This is a genomic window from Ensifer sp. 1H6 (assembly GCF_001976035.1).
GTDB classification, from domain to species: Bacteria; Pseudomonadota; Alphaproteobacteria; order Rhizobiales; family Rhizobiaceae; genus Ensifer; species Ensifer canadensis.
The window spans coordinates 165,371-184,240 of sequence record NZ_MOAI01000007.1 but is presented as its reverse complement, the minus strand read 5'-3'; the positions used below and the strand labels follow the sequence as shown (position 1 = coordinate 184,240).

At 60.6% G+C, this 18,870-nt stretch carries 18 protein-coding genes; 13 read left to right on the top strand and 5 right to left on the bottom strand.

Features of this window, described 5'->3' with window-relative positions:
- Positions 1-222: 222 nt before the first annotated feature.
- Entirely contained in the window at positions 223-705 is a 483-nt protein-coding gene (locus BKP54_RS10910; protein ID WP_025426739.1) for a GNAT family N-acetyltransferase, read from the top strand.
- Between the two features lie 127 nt (positions 706-832).
- Here BKP54_RS10910 and parE read toward each other — a convergent pair whose 3' ends face one another.
- A complete protein-coding gene (gene parE, locus BKP54_RS10905; protein ID WP_025426740.1) occupies positions 833-2,896 on the bottom strand; it encodes a DNA topoisomerase IV subunit B in 2,064 nt (687 codons plus the stop codon).
- Between the two features lie 210 nt (positions 2,897-3,106).
- Between parE and BKP54_RS10900 the strand changes: the two genes are divergently transcribed.
- From BKP54_RS10900 to BKP54_RS10875, 6 genes are all read left to right on the top strand, one after another.
- The gene (locus BKP54_RS10900; RefSeq protein WP_051509160.1) at positions 3,107-4,039 is read left to right on the top strand and encodes a phospholipase; all 933 of its coding nucleotides are present in this window, start codon (positions 3,107-3,109) and stop codon (positions 4,037-4,039) included.
- 129 nt (positions 4,040-4,168) lie between these two features.
- Positions 4,169-5,611 (top strand): UbiA family prenyltransferase, encoded by a 1,443-nt coding sequence (locus BKP54_RS10895; RefSeq protein WP_025426742.1) that lies wholly within the window; start codon positions 4,169-4,171, stop codon positions 5,609-5,611.
- Positions 5,608-6,930 carry an FAD-binding oxidoreductase gene (locus tag BKP54_RS10890; protein ID WP_084814406.1) on the top strand — a complete coding sequence of 441 codons (1,323 nt, stop codon included), beginning with the start codon at positions 5,608-5,610 and terminating at the stop codon, positions 6,928-6,930. The genes BKP54_RS10895 and BKP54_RS10890 overlap by 4 nt, the downstream gene beginning before the upstream one ends.
- 93 nt (positions 6,931-7,023) lie before the next feature.
- The gene (locus BKP54_RS10885; RefSeq protein WP_025426744.1) at positions 7,024-7,464 is read left to right on the top strand and encodes a transporter; all 441 of its coding nucleotides are present in this window, start codon (positions 7,024-7,026) and stop codon (positions 7,462-7,464) included.
- On the top strand, positions 7,461-8,471 hold the full coding sequence (locus BKP54_RS10880; protein ID WP_025426745.1) for an NAD(P)-dependent oxidoreductase: 1,011 nt from the start codon (positions 7,461-7,463) through the stop codon (positions 8,469-8,471). The genes BKP54_RS10885 and BKP54_RS10880 overlap by 4 nt, the downstream gene beginning before the upstream one ends.
- Positions 8,472-8,476: 5 nt before the next feature.
- On the top strand, positions 8,477-9,937 hold the full coding sequence (locus tag BKP54_RS10875) for an aspartate aminotransferase family protein (RefSeq protein ID WP_084814405.1): 1,461 nt from the start codon (positions 8,477-8,479) through the stop codon (positions 9,935-9,937).
- A gap of 34 nt (positions 9,938-9,971) precedes the next feature.
- Here the strand turns inward: BKP54_RS10875 and BKP54_RS10870 are convergent, their stop codons facing one another.
- Together BKP54_RS10870 and BKP54_RS10865 are read right to left on the bottom strand one after the other, a co-directional pair.
- On the bottom strand, positions 9,972-10,574 hold the full coding sequence (locus tag BKP54_RS10870; RefSeq protein WP_025426747.1) for a YceI family protein: 603 nt from the start codon (positions 10,572-10,574) through the stop codon (positions 9,972-9,974).
- A 3-nt stretch (positions 10,575-10,577) separates the two neighbouring features.
- Complete coding sequence (locus tag BKP54_RS10865; protein ID WP_025426748.1) at positions 10,578-11,192, bottom strand: cytochrome b; 615 nt, start codon at positions 11,190-11,192, stop codon at positions 10,578-10,580.
- 264 nt (positions 11,193-11,456) lie between these two features.
- Here BKP54_RS10865 and BKP54_RS10860 point away from each other — a divergent pair, with 264 nt between their 5' ends.
- Positions 11,457-11,837: a hypothetical protein gene (locus BKP54_RS10860; protein WP_025426749.1), complete on the top strand. Its 381-nt coding sequence runs from the start codon at positions 11,457-11,459 to the stop codon at positions 11,835-11,837.
- A 271-nt stretch (positions 11,838-12,108) separates the two neighbouring features.
- Here the strand turns inward: BKP54_RS10860 and BKP54_RS10855 are convergent, their stop codons facing one another.
- Positions 12,109-12,720, bottom strand: a complete 612-nt coding sequence (locus BKP54_RS10855; protein ID WP_025426750.1) for a TetR family transcriptional regulator C-terminal domain-containing protein — start codon at positions 12,718-12,720, stop codon at positions 12,109-12,111.
- A gap of 155 nt (positions 12,721-12,875) precedes the next feature.
- Here BKP54_RS10855 and BKP54_RS10850 point away from each other — a divergent pair, with 155 nt between their 5' ends.
- The 5 genes from BKP54_RS10850 (at position 12,876) to BKP54_RS10830 (ending at position 17,288) form a co-directional block, all read left to right on the top strand.
- Positions 12,876-13,367 (top strand): GNAT family N-acetyltransferase, encoded by a 492-nt coding sequence (locus BKP54_RS10850; RefSeq protein WP_057214222.1) that lies wholly within the window; start codon positions 12,876-12,878, stop codon positions 13,365-13,367.
- Between the two features lie 59 nt (positions 13,368-13,426).
- Entirely contained in the window at positions 13,427-13,909 is a 483-nt protein-coding gene (locus BKP54_RS10845; protein ID WP_025426752.1) for a GNAT family N-acetyltransferase, read from the top strand.
- Between the two features lie 225 nt (positions 13,910-14,134).
- Positions 14,135-14,905 (top strand): triose-phosphate isomerase, encoded by a 771-nt coding sequence (tpiA, locus tag BKP54_RS10840; RefSeq protein ID WP_025426753.1) that lies wholly within the window; start codon positions 14,135-14,137, stop codon positions 14,903-14,905.
- Between the two features lie 134 nt (positions 14,906-15,039).
- Complete coding sequence (gene secG / locus BKP54_RS10835) at positions 15,040-15,510, top strand: preprotein translocase subunit SecG (protein ID WP_025426754.1); 471 nt, start codon at positions 15,040-15,042, stop codon at positions 15,508-15,510.
- 149 nt (positions 15,511-15,659) lie between these two features.
- On the top strand, positions 15,660-17,288 hold the full coding sequence (locus tag BKP54_RS10830; protein WP_025426755.1) for a CTP synthase: 1,629 nt from the start codon (positions 15,660-15,662) through the stop codon (positions 17,286-17,288).
- Positions 17,289-17,429: 141 nt separating this feature from the next.
- On the opposite strand, the gene BKP54_RS10825 is transcribed toward BKP54_RS10830, so the two are convergent.
- Positions 17,430-18,623, bottom strand: coding sequence for a DUF418 domain-containing protein (locus tag BKP54_RS10825; RefSeq protein WP_063963221.1), 1,194 nt, complete (start codon positions 18,621-18,623; stop codon positions 17,430-17,432).
- Positions 18,624-18,870 lie beyond the last annotated feature (247 nt).

Genomic DNA, 18,870 nt, shown 5'->3' with positions numbered 1-18,870 from the left:
GGCTGTATCCATCTGGGCGCCGGTTGCACGACTTCTGCCTGTGTGATTCTTCCGGAATTAGGGCAATGGCCTGAACGCGCAGAAACAATTTGTTTCGCCGCGTCATTCGGATTGATGGGCAGGTCTGGTCCTTGCGCAATTTGACGTATTGGGTGCCGACCTACAGGCCGTTAGTTTCGCTTCAGAACCGCAAACGAACCAAGCCATTGCCGAGGATAAAAATTGCCTGACGTCACGATCGCCGAAGAGTTACCACGCCAGCCGGAAATCCTGCGCCTTCTGGAAATGTCGGACGCCTATGCCGCATTGCTCTATCCTGCGGAAAGCAACCACCTTGTCGATGTGCCGACGCTGGAGAAGCCAAGCGTATCCTTCTTCGTCGCGCGTTTTGATGGAGTTGTCGTCGGTTGCTGCGCGCTGGTCGAAGCCGGCGATGGTTCGGCGGAGATCAACCGCATGTTCGTCGACCCGCAGGCGCGGGGACTGAAGGTCGGAAAGCGTTTGTTGCAGACAGTCGAGCGGCACGGCGAGAACTGCGGTCTTGATATCATCCGGCTTGAAACCGGTATTCACCAGCCGGAAGCAATCGGGCTCTACAGGAGCGCCGGATATGTCGAGCGCCCGCCTTTCGGCAACTACCAGCCGGATCCGCTGAGCCTGTTCATGGAGAAGGCGCTGCGCACACCTGCAGATCTCGATCGATAGTCGGAGCGGCGTCTTTGAAGGCGCCTCGCAAATGGGCAACGCCCGTCGTTTCGGGCGTGCCATTATCGGCTTCACCCACGGTGCCTATCTGCTTGTAAACACATAGGCACCGCGACGTCTCGGTCGATCAGATATCGAGATTATCCGCGAACACGGCGCGTTCCTGGATGAACCGGAAGCGTGCGTCGGCCTTGGTGCCCATCAGGCTGTCGACGGCTTCGCGCGTGCCTTCGAAATCGACGTCGTCGATTTGGACCTTGAGCAGCGTGCGGAACTTCGGATCCATTGTCGTTTCCTTGAGCTGCGCCGGCAGCATCTCGCCGAGACCTTTGAACCGGCCGACTTCGACCTTGCCGCGGCCGTTGAATTCGGTGCGCATCAGCTCTTCGCGATGGGCGTCGTCGCGGGCATAGAGCGTCTTCGAGCCCTGGCTCAGGCGGTAGAGCGGGGGTACGGCGAGATAGAGGTGGCCGCCGCGGATGAGCTCCGGCATCTCCTGGTAGAAGAAGGTGATCAGCAGCGAGGCGATGTGCGCGCCGTCGACGTCGGCGTCGGTCATGACGACGATGCGTTCGTAGCGCAGGTCCTCTTCCCGGTATTTGCTGCGAGTACCGCAGCCGAGCGCCTGGATCAGGTCGCCGATCTGCTGGTTGGCGCCCTGCTTTTCCCGACCGGCGCTGGCGACGTTGAGGATCTTGCCGCGAAGCGGCAGGATGGCCTGGTTCGCGCGGTTACGCGCCTGCTTGGCCGAGCCGCCAGCCGAATCCCCTTCGACGATGAAAAGTTCCGCACCTTCGGCTGTGTTCTGCGAGCAGTCGGCAAGCTTGCCGGGCAGGCGCAGCTTGCGCACCGCGGTCTTGCGGTTGACTTCCTTTTCCTTGCGGCGGCGGACGCGCTCGTCGGCGCGCTCGATCACCCATTCAAGCAGTTTTGCCGCCTCGGCCGGGTTGTCGGCAAGATAATGATCGAAAGGATCGCGCAGGGCGTTTTCGACGATGCGCTGTGCTTCGACGGTTGCCAGCTTGTCCTTCGTCTGGCCGACGAATTCCGGCTCGCGAATGAAGACCGAGAGCATGCCAGCGGCTGAAATCATCACGTCATCGGTGGTGATAATGGCGGCGCGCTTGTTCTGCGTCAGCTCGGCGTAATTCTTCAGACCCTTTGTGAGCGCGATGCGGAAACCTGCCTCGTGCGTCCCGCCTTCAGGCGTCGGAATGGTGTTGCAATAGGAATGGACTTGCTGGTCGCCACCATACCAGGTGACGGCCCATTCGAGCGATCCGTGGCCGTTCGACTTCTCGGACTTGCCGGCAAAGATCTCGCGGGTAACCGTGAACTCCTTTCCGAGCGTTGCGGCAAGATAGTCCTTCAGGCCGCCGGGGAAGTGGAACACCGCCCGGTCCGGTATCTCGGAGCCTTCCGGCAGCAGCGACGGATCACACGACCAGCGGATTTCGACGCCGCCGAAGAGATAGGCCTTCGAGCGTGCCATGCGGAACAGGCGCGCCGGCTCGAAGCGGGCATGCGGTCCGAAAATCTGCGGATCGGGATGAAACCGAACCCGCGTTCCGCGTCGGTTGTGGACGTCACCTAGCTCCTCCAGGCCACCCTGCGGCACGCCGCGCGAAAAGCGCTGGCGATAGAGCTTGCGATTTCTGGCAACCTCGACTTCGAGATCGTCCGACAGCGCGTTGACGACGGAGACGCCGACGCCGTGCAGACCGCCGGAAGTTTCATAGGCCTTGCCGTCGAACTTGCCGCCGGCATGCAGAACCGTCATGACGACTTCGAGCGTCGATTTGCCCGGGAATTTGGGATGGTTTTCGACCGGAATGCCGCGGCCGTTGTCGGTTACCGACAGATAGCCGTCGGCGTCGAGATGGACTTCGATGAAGTTGGCGTGCCCCGCCACCGCTTCGTCCATCGAGTTGTCGATGACTTCGGCGAAGAGATGGTGCAACGCCTTTTCATCGGTGCCGCCGATATACATGCCCGGACGCCGACGGACAGGCTCCAGCCCCTCCAGCACCTCGATCGCCGAAGCATCATAGTCGCCGCTGTCGCTGCCTTTGGGAGCAGGGCGCGGTTCTTCACGCGGAGCCGGCGCCGTTCGCGCAACAGGCGCGGCGTCTGCCACGACGGGCTTCGGTTGTTCGGGTATTGCGGAGAAGAGGTCGCTGTTGTCGTCCATGGGGCGTCTAGATCATTCCTGTCGTGCGGAGGTGCTGAAGGCCATAGCAAGACCTCGGTCTTGTCGCCATCCCCAGTCATTCGAATCACCCGAATTCTGCCAGACTCTTGCCGATTGTGCGAACAAAAGGAGAATGGCCGCGCCGGATGCCTGCAAAATAAAGCCTCTGCGTCGGCGTTTGTTACCAACTGTTGCTTTGCTGTCGGGCCGATGGCAAGGCTTTGCCGCGAACCAGGGAGCCCTTCGTTGTCCGTGTCCACAGCTGATTTTTGCTTTCGCCGGCTTGCCGCCATTTTTCTGTCCGTCGGCCTTTTTGCAAGCTCGATCGTTTGCGCCGAGGCGCAGGTGCTTAAGCCCTACAAGGACGATCTGTTTTCATACGGCAAGGTGCTGGAGGAGAGCGAGGGCGGTGACTACCGCGTCGTCGACTATCAGGAACTGCGCGATATCAATGAACGCGACGAAATTCCGGAGCGGCGCGTCAAACGCGCCTTCGTCTCGTTGGGTGTCAAAGGCGAGCAGGTCAACGAGACGCTCGATGTTGGCGGGCGCTCGCTCGACGTGACGCGCGTCGGTCGGGAGCGCGGCGCAGCATTCACCGTGATTTTCATCCATGGACGCGGGGGAGACCGGCGCCTCGGCGCCAATGATTTCTCCTTCGGCGGCAACTTCAATCGCCTGAAGAACCTCGCTGTCGCCAATGGGGGCGTTTATTACGCGCCGAGCGTGCGGTCCTTCGATGCGGCCGGGGCCGCGGACGTTGCAGGCCTGGTCAAACTTGCCGCCGAGCGCTCCGGCGGGAGACCTGTCGTGCTGGCCTGTGCCTCCATGGGCAGTTTCATTTGCTGGGGTGTGTCTCGTGACGCGGGCGCTGTGGCAGCGCTTGGCGGCATGATGATCATGGGCGGCGCTGCCGATCCTGATTTTACCAAGAGCGCCGCCTACAAGGCGAAATTGCCGATGTTCTTCAGCCATGGCAGCCGAGATAGTGTCTATCCGGCAGCGAGCCAGAAGGCGCTGTACAGCGCGTTGAAAGGGCAGGGCTATCCGGCCCGCTTCGTGCTCTTTGAGACCGGATCGCATGGAACGCCGGTCCGTATGACCGATTGGCGCGACGCCTTGAACTGGATCGGCAGCCGCTGACGGACATCGCTCGCGGCTCGGCATTTGTTAACCAGAACGGCAATTTCCGGGTGTAGGCGCGCTGCTTATTTCCACCTTTGAAAGTGATCGGCGCGATTATCCCCGGCAGATATTGCTGGGGTAGATTTCATGAATGCGCATATCGAAACACGGCAAATTCCGTTGTGTGTCGACTTGGATGGCACCTTACTGGCTGCCGACACACTGTGGGAAGGTGCTGCGATCATCGTTTTGCGCAATCCGCTGATGCTCTTCCCGATGCTCATGTGGCTATCGCAGGGCAAGGCGCGTCTGAAACATGAGGTTGCCTTGCGCTCCGGACGAATGGCGGCGGACTGGCCGTATCGCCAGGCCGTCCTTGCTCGATTGGCCGCCGAAAAGGCCCAAGGACGCGACATCGTGCTGGTTACCGGTGCTGCACCTTCCGTCGCGCGAGAGGTCGAAGCGCATATCGGGCTCTTTTCTTCGATCATGCATTCGTCGGAGGCACTCAATCTGACCAGCAGCCGAAAGCGTGATGCGTTGGTGGAACGGTTCGGCGAAGGTGGCTTCGACTATATGGGCAACAGCCGCGACGACATCGCGGTCTTCGAGGCGTCGCGCCGGGCAATCGTCGTGGCACCCGATGCGGCGGCTGAGAAATGGCGTCGTAGTCACGATGCCGAGAAACTCGACACCGGCAAAGTGAGCATGCTTGCGCCGCTGAAGTCGATCCGCGTCCATCAGTGGGCGAAGAACGTGCTGATCGGCGTGCCGATGATCCTCAATCATGAGGTGCTGCATCTGGATGCGCTGGTGAGTGTTGCCATCGCATTCTTTGCGTTCAGCTTCCTGGCCTCCGCCGTCTACGTCATCAACGACCTCTCCGATCTGGCGAACGACCGGCGCCACGCGAAGAAGCGCAACCGGCCGCTTGCCAGCGGCCAGATGTCGGTGCCGACGGCATTGGTGCTGGTCGTCTGCCTGACCCTGGCCTCGGTTTCGCTGACCTTTCTCCTTCCGTGGAAGTTTGCTGGCGTGCTGGCGTTTTATGCCTGTGCTACGACGGCCTACACCTTTGTGCTCAAGCGCAAGCTTCTCGTCGACGTGTTCACGCTTGCCGGCCTCTACACGACCCGTATCGTTGCCGGTGCGGCGGCGACCGGAACGGAACTTTCCTTCTGGCTGGTGTCGTTCGCGATCTTCTTTTTCCTCAGCCTGGCTCTGGTGAAGCGCTACGTCGAACTGCATGAATTCGACAACAAGGACGGCGGTGCCGTTCCCGGGCGCGGCTATCTCGCGGTCGATTTCGAGATGGTCGGGCAGGCAGGCGTGGCCTCAGCCTTCACTTCCGCTCTGGTGCTTGCGCTTTACGTGCACAGCAAGGAACTGCAGGAAATGTACACGACGCCGTGGGCATTGTGGCCGCTTTGCCCGCTGGTGCTTTATATGCTCCTTCGGATCTGGATGCTGGCGCGCCGTGGCATGCTGCACGAGGATCCGGTGGTCTTCATCATGCGCGATTGGCGCAGCCAGCTGACCATGCTGATCGGGGCGTTACTTATTCTTTTCGGAGCCGTCGGGCCGCAATGAACGCACAAGACTACGAAAGTTGGGGCCGGCTCGACCGTCGGCCACGACAGGGCATTTCACCCGACGACTACGAAGATCGCATCGGCAATATCGAGCCCGATGCCTTCCTGCCGTTCGGCAACGGCCGCAGCTACGGCGACAGCTGCCATAACGATCGCGGCATGCTGATCGACAACCGTCGACACGCGCGCATAATCGCCTTCGATCCGGGCACAGGGATGATGACCTGCGAAGCCGGCGTTACCCTTGGCGACGTTTTGGCCCGCGCCATTCCGCACCGCTTCTTTCTTCCCGTGACACCAGGTACGGCTTTTGTCACCGTTGGCGGCGCGCTTGCCAACGATGTCCACGGCAAGAACCACCATGCCCGCGGTACCTTCGGCAATCATGTGACTGGCTTTACGCTCCTGCGTTCCAATGGCGAGCACCTGGCCTGCACTCCGGCGGAGAACCAGGAGCTGTTTTCCGCCACGATCGGCGGAATGGGGCTCACCGGCTTGATCCTGACCGTCAGTCTTCGCCTCACCAAGGTGCCGTCGCCGCATGTGCAGCAGCACGCGATCCGCTTCGATAATCTCGACGAATACTTTGGTCTCGTCGATCGCGTCGACGAAGAACACGAATACTCAGTCGCCTGGATCGACCAGCTTGCAACGGGACGGCGTATGGGCCGTGGGGTTCTGCTGGCCGGCGACCATGCCGATGGCTCTTGCGAGCTTCCCGATATGCCGAAAGGCATGAAGCTCTCGGTGCCGTTTTCGCCACCGTTCAACCTGCTCAATTCAGCGACGCTCAAGGCCTTCAACGAATACTATTTCCGCAAGCAGAAACCGGGCGAGGCCGTGTCGACGGTGCCGTGGACTTCCTATTTCTATCCGCTCGACGCCATCGGCGCGTGGAACAGGCTGTACGGCCCCAAAGGTCTGTATCAGCACCAGAGCGTCTATCCCGCCGAGAATGCGCGGGAGATCACCGCGACGCTGATGGAGACCGCGCGCCGTGCCGGACACGCATCGTTCCTGACCGTCTTGAAGCGCTTCGGGGACGTCGCCTCCCGCGGGCTCCTATCGTTTCCGCGGCCTGGTTTTACTTTGACGCTCGACTTCGCCAATCAAGGTGAACGGACGGTTAAGCTGCTGGACAGGCTGGATGCAATCGTTGTCGAAGCCGGGGGCGCGATCAATCCTTACAAGGATGCGCGTATGAGCCCGCAAGTCTTTGAAAAATCTTTCACTTCCTGGAGGGAGCTTGAGGCTTTGCGCGATCCAGCGCTGACGTCGAACTTCTGGCGCCGCACGGCGCTGGCTTTGCCAAAGTGAGAATGCCGACAATTTTATTAAATTAAACACGCGAACTTCACTGAATATGCGTCTCTCGCGTGTAGGTACTTCCCCGGGACTGGGGGTAAAACTATGAAATATATTCCATTCATTCTCTTCACTGTGCTGACCAATGCGGCGGCACAGTTGATGCTGAAACAGGGCATGATGTCACTCGGGCCGATCTCGATGACGGCAGAGACGGCGATTGTTCGCCTGTTCCAGATCGTTTTCAATCCATGGGTCTTCGCGGGTCTCGCGACCTTTGTCATCTCGATGGCATCGCATCTCTATGTGCTGTCGAAGGTAGAGCTTTCCTTCGCCTATCCGTTCCTGAGCCTGGCCTATGTGGCGGTTGCGATCTTCGCCTACTTCGTCTTCCGCGAGGACCTCAATGCCTGGCGCATCGCCGGCATCGCGCTCATCTGCGTTGGAACGGTTCTGATCGCCCAGTCGGGCATGTCATCCCATGGCGACGAAAAGTCGATCGATACGGCTGGTGCAAGAACAGCAGATTTCGGGAGCAAGTCATGAAGCATATTATCTTTGGTGGCGACGGTTTCGTCGGCCGGCATCTGGCGCAGCGCCTCGTTCAGGATGGCGAGGAGGTCGTGGTCGCCGATATCGTCAAGTCCGATCTGCCGCACTACAACCGTGCCCGCTTCGTCCATTGCGATGTGACGCAGATGAGCGATGTGCTGAAGGTCGGTATCGGCCCTGACGACATGGTCTACAACATGGCGGCCAAGATGCTGTCACCGTTGCAGATCCGTTCGAAGCGCTGGGATTTCTTCTGGCCGGTCAACTACTACGGTGCCGAGAACATCATGAAGGCCATGGGCGCAGCCAATGCGTCGCGTCTCGTTCAGTTCACCACGGACATGATCTACGGCCACACGGTGCAGTCGCCGCAGACCGAGGACCATCCGGCAAAGCCGCTCGGCGAATACGGAAAATCGAAGTGGGCAACGGAGCAACTTGCCGCTCAATGGCGCAAGCAGGGCATGAACATCTCGATCTTCCGCCCACGCCTGATCATCGGACCCGGCCGCCTCGGTATCCTCGAAAAACTGTTCAAGCTGATCGACATGAACCTGCCGGTGCCGATGATCGGTTCGGGCAGGGTACCGTACCAGTTCATCTCGGTGTTCGACTGCGCCGAAGCGGCGCGGCTCGCCTGGAAGGGTGGCGTGCCCAACGAGGCCTACAACCTCGGCTCGGATAGTCCTCCTTCGGTGCGTGAGCTTCTCGGCAACCTGATCAAGCACGCCGATTCAAAGTCCTTCCTGCTGCCGACGCCTGGCTTCGCAGTGAAGCAGACACTGGCGCTGTTCGATCTGATCAACAAGCCGATCATGGATCCGGAGCAGTACCTGATTGCCGACGAACTTTGCGTCCGTGAAACGGGCAAGCTGAAGCATCAGCTCGGCTGGCGGCCGGAGTTCAACGATGGCGACATGCTGATTGCCGCCTATGACGAGTATCGGGCCAAGAAATCCGGCGCTGCCATGCAAAACGCCGCAGCCGTACCGGCCGAGTGAGGGGAATGACAATGCTGGATAGACCGAACCGCACAGGCGTCTCGGCGCCGTCGATCGAAGGCGGGGTCGCAAGGCCAAATCTGATCACGGTCGAGCAGGCGAAAGCCATGTCGATCGGGGACATCACGACCGCCTTCAAGGACCATCTCAACCCTGGTCAGCTTCACTTCATGAAGCTGCTCGGCTTTCACAAGGTGAAGATCGAAAGCGCCGAGGGCATGTACTACACCGATCAGAACGGTCGGAAGATTCTCGACTTCTTCGGCGGCTTCGGTTCGCTGGCCTTCGGCCACAACCATCCGCGTATTCTCGAAGCACGCCAGAAGTTCCAGGACGAGAAGCGCCACGAAATTGCGATCGCCTTCATGTCGCAATATGCATCGGCGCTCGCCAAGAACATTGCCGCCTGCTCGCCTGCTGATCTCGACATGGTCTTCCTCGGTTCCTCCGGTTCCGAGGCGATGGAGGCAGCCGTCAAGCTCGCCGAGCGCGCCGCCGGCCCGAAGCGTCCGAAGGTCGTCTACGCGGAAAATTCCTTCCATGGGAAAACCAAGGGCGTGCTTGCCATTACCGACGGCCAGCTTTACCGCGCCGAGTTTAGGGTTGCCGACAACACGGTCCGCGTTCCCTTCGCCGATATCCAAGCCGTCGAGAACGCCTTCAAGTCCGATCCCGAAATCGGCGTGATCGTGCTCGAGACGATCCTGGGCGGCGGTGGCATCATCCAGGCGCCGGCCGAGTACTGGCAGCAGCTGCGTGCGCTCTGCGATCGCTATGGCGTCCTGTGGGTCGCTGATGAAGTGCAGTGCGGTTATGGCCGTTCGGGTCGCTTCTATGCTTTCGAGCATTATGGCGTCATTCCTGACGTCACCGCGCTCGCCAAGTCGCTCGGTGCCGGCAAGGCGGCGGTTGGCGCAATGATCGCCCGCCGCGACGTCTACATGAAGGCTTATGGCACATCGAAGACGGCGATGATCCACGCCATGGCGACCTTCGGTGGCATGGGCGAAGCCTGCGTCACCGCGATCGAGGGCATCAATGTGCTCTACGACGATCATCTGATCGATCGCGCCGCTGACAGCGGCGACTATCTGCTTGAACGCCTGCAGGCGCTGAAGGAAAAATATCCGAAGATCATCAAGGACGTACGCGGCAAGGGACTGATGGTTGGCCTGGAGTTCCAGGATTTCAGCCAGACGTTGCCGATGGTTCTGCGTCCGGTCGTTTCCGTGTTGGATGACAAGCTGAAGGGCTCGCTCTCTGGCTTCATCGGTGCGTTGCTTCTGCGCGACTACGACGTGCTGGTTGCCTTTACCGAATACAATCGCAATGTCATCCGGCTCGAGCCGCCGCTGATCTGCGAGCGCGCGCACGTCGACCAGTTCATCGCGGCACTGGATGAGCTTCTTGGCCGCGGCATCGTGCATATCGTCAAGGATTTCCTCGGTAGCCAGATCGGCGGCTGAGCGGAAACCCAAAAATACCTCGAAGGGCAGGAGCTTAGTGCTTCTGCCCTTTTATGTTCATGTCGAATTCGACGACATTGGAATAGATCGGCGTGCCGACGTCCATGCCGTAGGGTGAGCGAAAGATGCTGCCGCGGATTATGAAGGAGATCGACCGGCTGTTCCAGTCCATCAGCTTGACGGAGAACCGTTCCTTCCGCGCTTTGCCGCGCGCCGTCAACGTGCCTTCGACGGCGGCCGTGTCCGGGCCGGTCTGCTTGACGCTGGTCGAGCGGAAGGTGACGGTGCGATAGGTCGCGCTGTCGAAGACCGCACTCGACTTCAGGAAATCTTCGACGCGGCTTTCTCCCGTCTCGACACTTTCCGGGTAGAGGGTGAACTCGACCGACGAACGGGCGATGTTATTGCCATCGATACGGAAATTGCCGGAGAACTTGCCGAAGTCGCCGATGATGCCGCCGCCACCGACTTGCGCAACGGAGAAATGCACACGTGACGCACCGGTGATGCCGTAGCTGCCGGCAGCGTCCGAGAGTTGCGGCGCACTGGCACTTGTGGCGCTTGGTCCGAACGTCGTGGCAAGCACGACGCCAAGTGCCAATGCTGTTGGCGTTGCCTTCGATTGCTGCTTGATCATGGTTCACTTCCTCTTGGCAATGACCTGACTGCCCTTGGTCTTTTCGACCTCGCCGCGCCGCAGCAGTCGCGTCGGCAGCATGCGAACCAGAACTTCGTCGCGGCGCACCATGTGATGGTAGAGCGCGGCCATCGCGTGGAGCGCGACAAGAGCCAGCGTCGCGTAGGCGAGGATTGCGTGGGTCGACGTCCAGAAGCTCTCGGCTGCTTCCGATTTCGCCATCGGCAGATGCGAGATGACGAACCAGTCGAAATAGAAGCTTGGAATGTTCAGCGTCGAGGTCGACGCAACCGCCCAACCGGCAAGGGGCACGGCTATGGTCAGGCCGATCAGGATTGCATGCGTGGTCCGGGCCGCGCGTCGTTCGAGCACGGAAAGGCCTGAAGGCGCCTGTGGTTGCCTATCGAGCACATGCCAGACGGCGCGTAGCGCGGCGAGGGCAAGCACGGTGAAGCCGAAGGATTTGTGCCATTGGTAGAGCGAGAACTGCAGGGCTGGATCCAGGGATAGCCTGCGCATGACAAAGCCGAGTGCCAGTAGGCCAAGGATCGACATGGCGATCAGCCAATGGAGGATGATCGTCACCCAGCCGAATGTAGACTTGCTGTTTTGCAGCATGGCACGCTCCTGCGGCATTCGGACGAAATATTCGCCTTCGTCACCCGGATAAGACCCGTTGGCCCCATCTTTTATTCTCCGACGATACCGTAAATTCGCAGGCCGATCCTGTTGATACAGTCGAAAGATATCTCATCTGCTCCGCGCAGGGCAGTCGACGGGCTGGTCTGATGGTTGCAGATCCAACGTATTGCGGAACATGAGACATGACGCAGAATAGCGCGACGACCGAGATGATCCCACTTGAAAACGTGGTGTTGAAACATGCCAACGCCGGCATCGCGCTGGGGGCGGAGCATCGGTTCGCAGAATCGCTCGAGCAATGCGGCGCAACTGGCGGACGCGAACTTCGAGGGGGAAGACCTCTATTATTGGGTCAAAGGCGGTTACGGTGCCGCGCTCCACGATGTCAGGCTTCACCGCGAGAGCATCGCTGTTTCGAAACTCGTTCGCGAATGGACGCTTTCACTGCGCCAGCCGCTCGGGTCGATGACCATCGCCCGCTCCTATCTGGCGCTCGGTGAGGCTGAGCATGCCTATCCCCATATCCAGGACGTCCAACGGCTGACGGGGGACGAGGTGTTCGACCTGTTCGACCGACAGCACGTGGCTGATATCCGCAAGGCACTTGCGGCAAAGGCGTAATACCAACCTGCGCTGATATTGACCGATTGCGCCGGAGCGATTTTGGTTTCCGGCAAGGAGATAACCGCAGCCGGACCGCGTGGTCCGGTGAGGATTGTCAACGCCATCAAGGGGCAAAAGTGCCCGGCCCTTCGGGCGGGCCGTCTGTCGCCCACTGGCAGCGTCGCAATCCTCGACCGATGCCAAGGCATCGCTCTCAGGTCCGCTCCTCGCCGGATGACCGCACACGGTCCCACGCAATAGGTCAATATCAGCGCAGGTTTGGTATAGGTCAGGATGCCCCGGTTATCTCCTGAAACGAGATGCCGAGATCGTCCGCGACGGCCTGCATCATCAGGCGGCGCACGGTTGTCGGCGATAGCAGCGGCATAGGCAGCACTGCCATGCTGGAAAGGCCAATTCCGAGACCGAGGATCCGCCAGGAGATCGTTTCTGCGAGCACGCCTGCACGGAATTCATCCGCCGCGACACCGTCCGCAATGATGCCGCAAAGCAGACGATGCCAGCCGGAAACGGCCCGGGCGTAAGCGCCGGCCAATTCTGGGTCGGCCTGGGCTGCCCGCCATGCCTCCGCCCAGAACCGCATACCGCTTTCCCGTGTATCGTCCGTGTGGTCACTGACGAAGAGCTTGAGCGCTGCCGTCGCACTGAGTGCAGGGCGCATCTCCACGAACTCGGCACGGGCCGCAGCCTCGTAATGCAGGAAGGCCGCACACTTGAGGTCGCTTGCCGTTTTGAAGTGATGGTGGATGATGCCGTTGGCCGCTCCCATTTCGGCTGCAACCCGACGTGTCGTCATCCCGTCGAAGCCGTCCTTCAGCATGACGGCGATGGCCGCCGCAATGATCGCCTCGCGCCGGGCGAGGCGGGTCATGTACACCATATTCAGTCTCCGGTTGTATGCGATTGACATAGCGCAGATTTGATCATATGTCCAATTTGAGCGTTGGCTCAAATCGTTGGCGGACGATCTAAAACCGCGGCCGGCCTTTTTGGCTTGGTCCTCGTTTTCATCCATTTGATTTTCAGGAGTCGCTTATGAGCGAACATGCATTGCCGTCTGATGCAGAAATTACCTTCCGCCGTATCTCCGCGCTTACCGTTTGCGAGGTCTGCGAGCTCAGCGAAACGCTGAGCGAAGGACAGCGCAATATGGTCGCCGACAACGGCACCTCGATTGCGGAAGCGCATTTCTCCGAGAATGCCTGGTTCCGCGCGATCTACGCCGAGGAGACGCTCGTCGGTTTCATCATGCTGCACCAGGGATCGGATTGGGACGACGGCATCGATTGCCCGGGCGTCTACCTCTGGCGCTTCATGATAGCCCGTCCATTTCAGGGCAAGGGCATCGGCAAGAAGGCGATCGAACTCGTCGTGCGCGACCTCAAGGCGCGTGGCATCCGCGAGCTCTACACCAGCTGCGGACTGGGTGAGGCGAGCCCAGAAGGTTTCTACAAGGGGTTGGGCTTTGTTCTGACAGGCGATAGCTACGGCGAAGAGCCGGAGGCCGTGCTCAAGTTTGCGGCCTGAAAGAGGCATCACTGGCGGCGCTCGGCGGGTTGCCGCTCAGAATATCTTATGAGAGAGACATGCAAAACGACCAACACGAGGCCAATCGGCTCTCAGAAACGGTGATCCGGCCTTACCGCGCGGAAGATCGTGACCGGCTGGTGGCCATCTGGCTGTCCGCCTCGCGCATCGGGCATCCCTTTCTCGGCGAAGAGCGGCTGGTCACCCAGCTGCAGATCGTCCGCGACACGTACCTGCCGATGGCCGACAATTGGGTCGCAGAGGTCGGTGGGCATCCGGCGGGCTTCATCGGGCTGATCGACAATTTTGTCGGCGGGTTGTTCGTCGATCCCGAAGTCCATGGCGCCGGCATCGGCCGCGGACTGATCGAACACGCCGCGACGCGGCTCGGTCATCTCGACGTCAGCGTCTACGCCGACAACGCGAGCGCGGTCGAATTCTATCACCGTCGCGGCTTTGTCGTCACGGGCCGACAGGAGAGGGATGATGAAGGATTGCCTTTTGCGGTGATCCACATGGCTCGCACCGTCGCCCGCATATAGATCCTTAATTCGGAATCGATCCAAGGACGATATTATTCAGCAGGTTGAAAGCGTTACAGCATCCTTTGCGCGTCATACTTAACGCGCGGCGCTGCAATGCGAGAGACCACCGGCCGGGCCGATCGTTTTGGTCCTGCCGGAATATTCAGCGACGGATGCTTTCCTTTGCCGGCTGCATTTGCTAGGCCGCTTGCCGAGAAAATGACCTGACCCGGAGGAAATTTCATGACGCCTGACATCCGCCCGCTCGTCGCCGGAAACTGGAAGATGAACGGAACGCGCGCATCGTTCGATCAGATCAAGGCGATGGCCGAAGGGGTCAAGGGCGATCTGTCGAGCAAGGTCGAGACGCTGATCTGCCCGCCCGCGACGTTACTCTATGTTGCGACCGCGCTTTGCGACGATAGCCCGCTGATGATCGGCGCCCAGGATTGCCATCAGAAGCAGTCCGGCGCACATACCGGCGAAGTTTCTGCCGAAATGATCGCCGATTGCTTCGGCACCCATGTGATCGTCGGCCATTCCGAGCGACGCACCGACCATGCCGAGCATGACGGGTTGGTGCGCGCCAAGACGGACGCCGCCCACGCCGCCGAACTGGTCGCCATCGTCTGCATTGGCGAAACCGGTGACGAGCGACAGGTGGGCAAGACGCTCGACGTGCTCAAGCGTCAGCTTGCCGAAAGCCTGCCCGACAGCGCCACGGCGGAAAACACTGTCATTGCCTATGAGCCGGTCTGGGCGATCGGTACGGGTCTGACGCCGACGACTGCCGACGTCGAAGAGGCGCATGCCTTCATGCGCCAGGAACTGGTGTCGCGGTTCGGTGGTGCCGGCGGCAAGATGCGCATTCTCTACGGCGGTTCGGTCAAGCCGTCCAATGCCCGCGAATTGATGGGCGTTGCCAACGTCGATGGCGCGCTGATCGGTGGTGCGAGCTTGAAAGCCGAAGACTTCCTCGCCATCTACCGGGCTTATGAAGATTTGACGGCCTGATTGTCCGGCACAGGCCGGGCAGGGGGTTGGAATAGCGGACGGCTTGGTATAAAGAAGCGCGAAAATTGCGCCCGGGAAGCCCCGAGTCCGCGCAAGATTTGATTCGTTTGCCCAAAGGGCAGGACTGGAAGCTGATGCAGACCGTACTACTCGTCATCTATCTCATGGTCGTCGTTGCCCTGATCGGCGTCGTTCTCATTCAGCGCTCCGAAGGTGGTGGCCTCGGCATCGGCGGTGGCTCGGGCTTCATGTCCGCACGCGGCACTGCCAATGCGCTGACCCGCACGACGGCGATCCTCGCGGCACTGTTCTTCGTTCTGGCCCTGGCGATGGGTATCCTCGCCCGTTACCAGCCGCAGGCGACCGACATCCTCGACCGTATTCCGGGCACCAGCTCGGGCGGCGGCGTCCTCGATTCGCTTGGCGGTGGCAACACTCAGGCTCCGGCCGGCGGCGCGACCCAGCAGCCTGCGACCGGCAACGGTGCAACAGCACCGGCTCCGGCGACCACAGGCGAGGCTCCGGCTAGCGGTGCCACGACAACGCAAACGCCTGCAGGCGGCGCCAACGGCAACACGGGATCGCAAGTTCCCAGCGGCCAATAAGGTCGCAATTTAAATGAACCCACCGGCGGATGGCACCATCCGCCGGTTTTATTTTGTGTGAAATCTGATTCCCTTCGAAGACGGAAAAATTCGGATAGGCGAATTTTTCGGTGGCGGAATCGTTTGTTAAAAGGTAACCGGTGACTCCCATGGCGCGATATGTATTCATCACTGGCGGCGTGGTTTCCTCCCTCGGAAAAGGCATAGCTGCGGCTGCTCTTGGAGCGTTGCTGCAGGCGCGTGGCTACCGGGTGAGACTGCGCAAGCTCGACCCCTACCTCAACGTTGATCCGGGCACCATGAGCCCGACCCAGCACGGCGAGGTGTTCGTCACCGACGACGGCGCCGAGACCGATCTGGATCTCGGCCACTATGAACGCTTCACGGGGCGTTCGGCGACGAAGACCGACAACATCACCACCGGCCGGATCTACAAGAACATCATCGACAAGGAACGTCGCGGCGACTATCTCGGCGCAACCGTTCAGGTGATCCCGCACGTTACTAACGAGATCAAGAACTTCGTTACCGAAGGCAACGATGACTATGATTTCGTGCTGTGCGAGATCGGCGGCACCGTCGGCGACATCGAAGCGATGCCGTTCATGGAGGCGATCCGCCAGCTCGGCAACGATCTGCCGCGCGGCACCGCCGTTTATGTCCACCTGACGCTGATGCCCTACATTCCGGCGGCTGGTGAACTGAAGACCAAGCCGACCCAGCATTCGGTCAAGGAACTGCAGGCGCTCGGCATTCATCCCGACATCCTGCTCGTCCGTGCCGATCGCGAAATTCCCGAGGCCGAACGTCGCAAGCTTTCGCTGTTCTGCAACGTCCGCCAGTCGGCGGTTATCCAGGCGCTCGATGTCGCTTCGATCTACGACGTGCCGATCGCCTACCACAAGGAAGGCCTCGACAACGAAGTGCTTGCCGCCTTCGGCATCGAGCCGGCACCGAAGCCGCGCATGGAAGCGTGGGAAGAAGTTGCCGATCGCATCCGTACGCCGGAAGGCGAAGTCACCATTGCGATCGTCGGCAAGTACACCGGCCTCAAGGACGCCTACAAGTCGCTGACCGAAGCGCTCTATCACGGCGGCATCGCCAACCGGGTCAAGGTCAAGCTCGAGTGGATCGAGTCGGAGGTCTTCGAAAAGGAAGATCCGGCGCCGTATCTCGAAAAGGTACACGGCATCCTGGTTCCCGGCGGCTTCGGCGAGCGTGGCTCCGAGGGCAAGATCAACGCGGCGCGTTTCGCCCGCGAACGCAAGGTGCCGTATTTCGGCATCTGCTTCGGCATGCAGATGGCAGTCGTCGAAGCGGCGCGCAACCTTGCCGGCATCGACAAGGCATCCTCGACCGAGTTCGGCCCGACCAAGGAGCCGGTCGTCGGCCTCATGACCGAATGGGTTAAGGGCAACGAACTTCAGAAGCGCTCGGCTTCCGGCGATCTCGGCGGAACCATGCGCCTTGGCGCCTATCGTGCGTCGCTGAAGACCGGCACGAAGATTGCCGACATCTACGGCACGGCCGATATTTCGGAGCGTCATCGCCACCGCTACGAGGTCAACGTCGATTACAAGCCGCAGCTTGAATCCTGCGGCCTGGTCTTCTCGGGCATGTCGCCTGATGGCATTCTGCCTGAGACCGTCGAGTACCCTGACCATCCGTGGTTCATCGGCGTGCAGTATCACCCGGAGCTGAAATCGCGCCCCCTTGATCCGCACCCGCTGTTTGCGAGCTTCGTCGAAGCGGCGCTGGAACAGTCGCGCTTCGTTTGATCCGTCAGCACGGTTCTGAAAATTGCGGCCGGTCCTACGTGACCGGCCGTTTTCGTTTTGGCTTCATATGCCGCATCGACACCGAAGCGCCCGGCGAGCAGGGTCGCCGGGTGCGATCTCGATCTCGCCGAAAAGAATGGTCTACCGCCGATCGGCGCTTGCAAGGTTGCGCCATTGCGGCACGCGCCAAATGGTGATGAGGCGCAGCAGCCATTCCAGCGGTCCATAGGCGAAGCGTTGCAGCCACCAGCGGCTAAGAACAAGCTGGGCGGCGTAGACGACAAGGGCCATCGATACGGTTTCGAGCGGCGAGATATGGCCGATCAAGCCGAAACCGTAGCCATGAAAGATAAGCGCGCAGATGAGCGACTGTAGCAGGTAGTTGGAAAGCGCGGTCCGGCCGGCCGGCGCCAACAGGTTGCGCAGCCACCGTCCAGCGGCACTATCGAGGAACAGCATCATCGCGCCGACATAGGCTCCCGTCAGAAACGGCGCGGTCAACAGCCCGACGGCAAGTCCGGTGATCGCCTGAGGCGAATCGGCCATTTGGACGCTGGTATAGGCATAGATGACGGCGCCAGGCAGGCCGACGAAAAGGCCGAGGCGAACAAGCCAACGGAACAGGGCGCGGTTCTCCTGCGGCCGAGACAGGATCTGCCGACGTCCGGCAATCAGGCCGACAAGAAACATGGCCAGCGCCGATGGCGCCTGCAACAGGCCGAGGATGACCCAGACCGATGACAGTTCCGTCAGGTGCTGGCCGATGATGGATTGCCAATCGCCCCGAAAGGCCGCTTCCGTCGCTGCAGCCGCGGCGATGATGGCGTACCGCTCAAGGACTGGAGGCTCCAGGACGGCGGCGACGCCAAGGGCGAACCAGGCAAGCGCCGTACTGATCACCAGCAGGCGAGCGAGACGCCAGAGGCTGGCATCGCTTCGCGTGCGCAACATCATCAGGGCGATGCCAAGGACGGCGTAGGTCGTCAGGATGTCGCCATGAAACAAAAGCACCGCATGCGTCAGGCCAATCAGCCAGAGCCCCGCCTGCCGCCGCAAGAGTCGCGGCACGAAGGCGTCGCCTGCCTTTTCGGCGGAGCGCATCTGCAAGGTGAAGCTGTAGCCGAAGAGAAAGGAAAAGAGCAGGTAGAACTTCATTTCGAAGAACAGTGCGACAGCGAAGTGCACCGCGCGGTCTAGGCCGGTATCGAACGATGGGTCAGGCAATTCGAGGCCGTAAAATGCCGAAGCGAAGGCCATGATGTTGACGAGCAGAATGCCGAGCAGCGCGAAGCCGCGCAGCGCATCGACCCCGTCTATGCGGTCTTGGGTGGTCATGGTCATCTCCGTAACGGCAGGCGATGTGGCGGCCGGCCGGATCCATCTGATTCAAAACGCCTATCGCCGAACGGGCATGGTTGGGCGAACGGTCGACGTAGCTCCGCCAACCGGGGGGTCGGCAGTGGGTGGCGCAAAACGTTCAAGGGCGGCTCAGTGGCGTTATAATAAATAGAGTAATCTATCTAATAATAAGTTTCGAGGACGTCAAGGGGTTCGCCGAGCCGATGCAGGCGACGGCGTTCAA

Bases quoted from the DNA above. Each gene is read 5' to 3' on its own strand.
- BKP54_RS10875 (WP_084814405.1), top strand. From the start codon at position 8,477: ATGACAATGCTGGATAGACCGAACCGCACAGGCGTCTCGGCGCCGTCG.
- BKP54_RS10870 (WP_025426747.1), bottom strand. From the start codon at position 10,574: ATGATCAAGCAGCAATCGAAGGCAACGCCAACAGCATTGGCACTTGGC.
- BKP54_RS10830 (WP_025426755.1), top strand. From the start codon at position 15,660: ATGGCGCGATATGTATTCATCACTGGCGGCGTGGTTTCCTCCCTCGGA.
- BKP54_RS10890 (WP_084814406.1), top strand. From the start codon at position 5,608: ATGAACGCACAAGACTACGAAAGTTGGGGCCGGCTCGACCGTCGGCCA.
- parE (WP_025426740.1), bottom strand. From the start codon at position 2,896: ATGGACGACAACAGCGACCTCTTCTCCGCAATACCCGAACAACCGAAG.
- BKP54_RS10880 (WP_025426745.1), top strand. From the start codon at position 7,461: ATGAAGCATATTATCTTTGGTGGCGACGGTTTCGTCGGCCGGCATCTG.
- BKP54_RS10850 (WP_057214222.1), top strand. From the start codon at position 12,876: ATGAGCGAACATGCATTGCCGTCTGATGCAGAAATTACCTTCCGCCGT.
- BKP54_RS10865 (WP_025426748.1), bottom strand. From the start codon at position 11,192: ATGCTGCAAAACAGCAAGTCTACATTCGGCTGGGTGACGATCATCCTC.
- BKP54_RS10845 (WP_025426752.1), top strand. From the start codon at position 13,427: ATGCAAAACGACCAACACGAGGCCAATCGGCTCTCAGAAACGGTGATC.
- BKP54_RS10825 (WP_063963221.1), bottom strand. From the start codon at position 18,623: ATGACCACCCAAGACCGCATAGACGGGGTCGATGCGCTGCGCGGCTTC.
- BKP54_RS10895 (WP_025426742.1), top strand. From the start codon at position 4,169: ATGAATGCGCATATCGAAACACGGCAAATTCCGTTGTGTGTCGACTTG.
- secG (WP_025426754.1), top strand. From the start codon at position 15,040: ATGCAGACCGTACTACTCGTCATCTATCTCATGGTCGTCGTTGCCCTG.
- BKP54_RS10885 (WP_025426744.1), top strand. From the start codon at position 7,024: ATGAAATATATTCCATTCATTCTCTTCACTGTGCTGACCAATGCGGCG.
- BKP54_RS10855 (WP_025426750.1), bottom strand. From the start codon at position 12,720: ATGGTGTACATGACCCGCCTCGCCCGGCGCGAGGCGATCATTGCGGCG.
- BKP54_RS10900 (WP_051509160.1), top strand. From the start codon at position 3,107: ATGGCAAGGCTTTGCCGCGAACCAGGGAGCCCTTCGTTGTCCGTGTCC.
- BKP54_RS10860 (WP_025426749.1), top strand. From the start codon at position 11,457: ATGCCAACGCCGGCATCGCGCTGGGGGCGGAGCATCGGTTCGCAGAAT.
- tpiA (WP_025426753.1), top strand. From the start codon at position 14,135: ATGACGCCTGACATCCGCCCGCTCGTCGCCGGAAACTGGAAGATGAAC.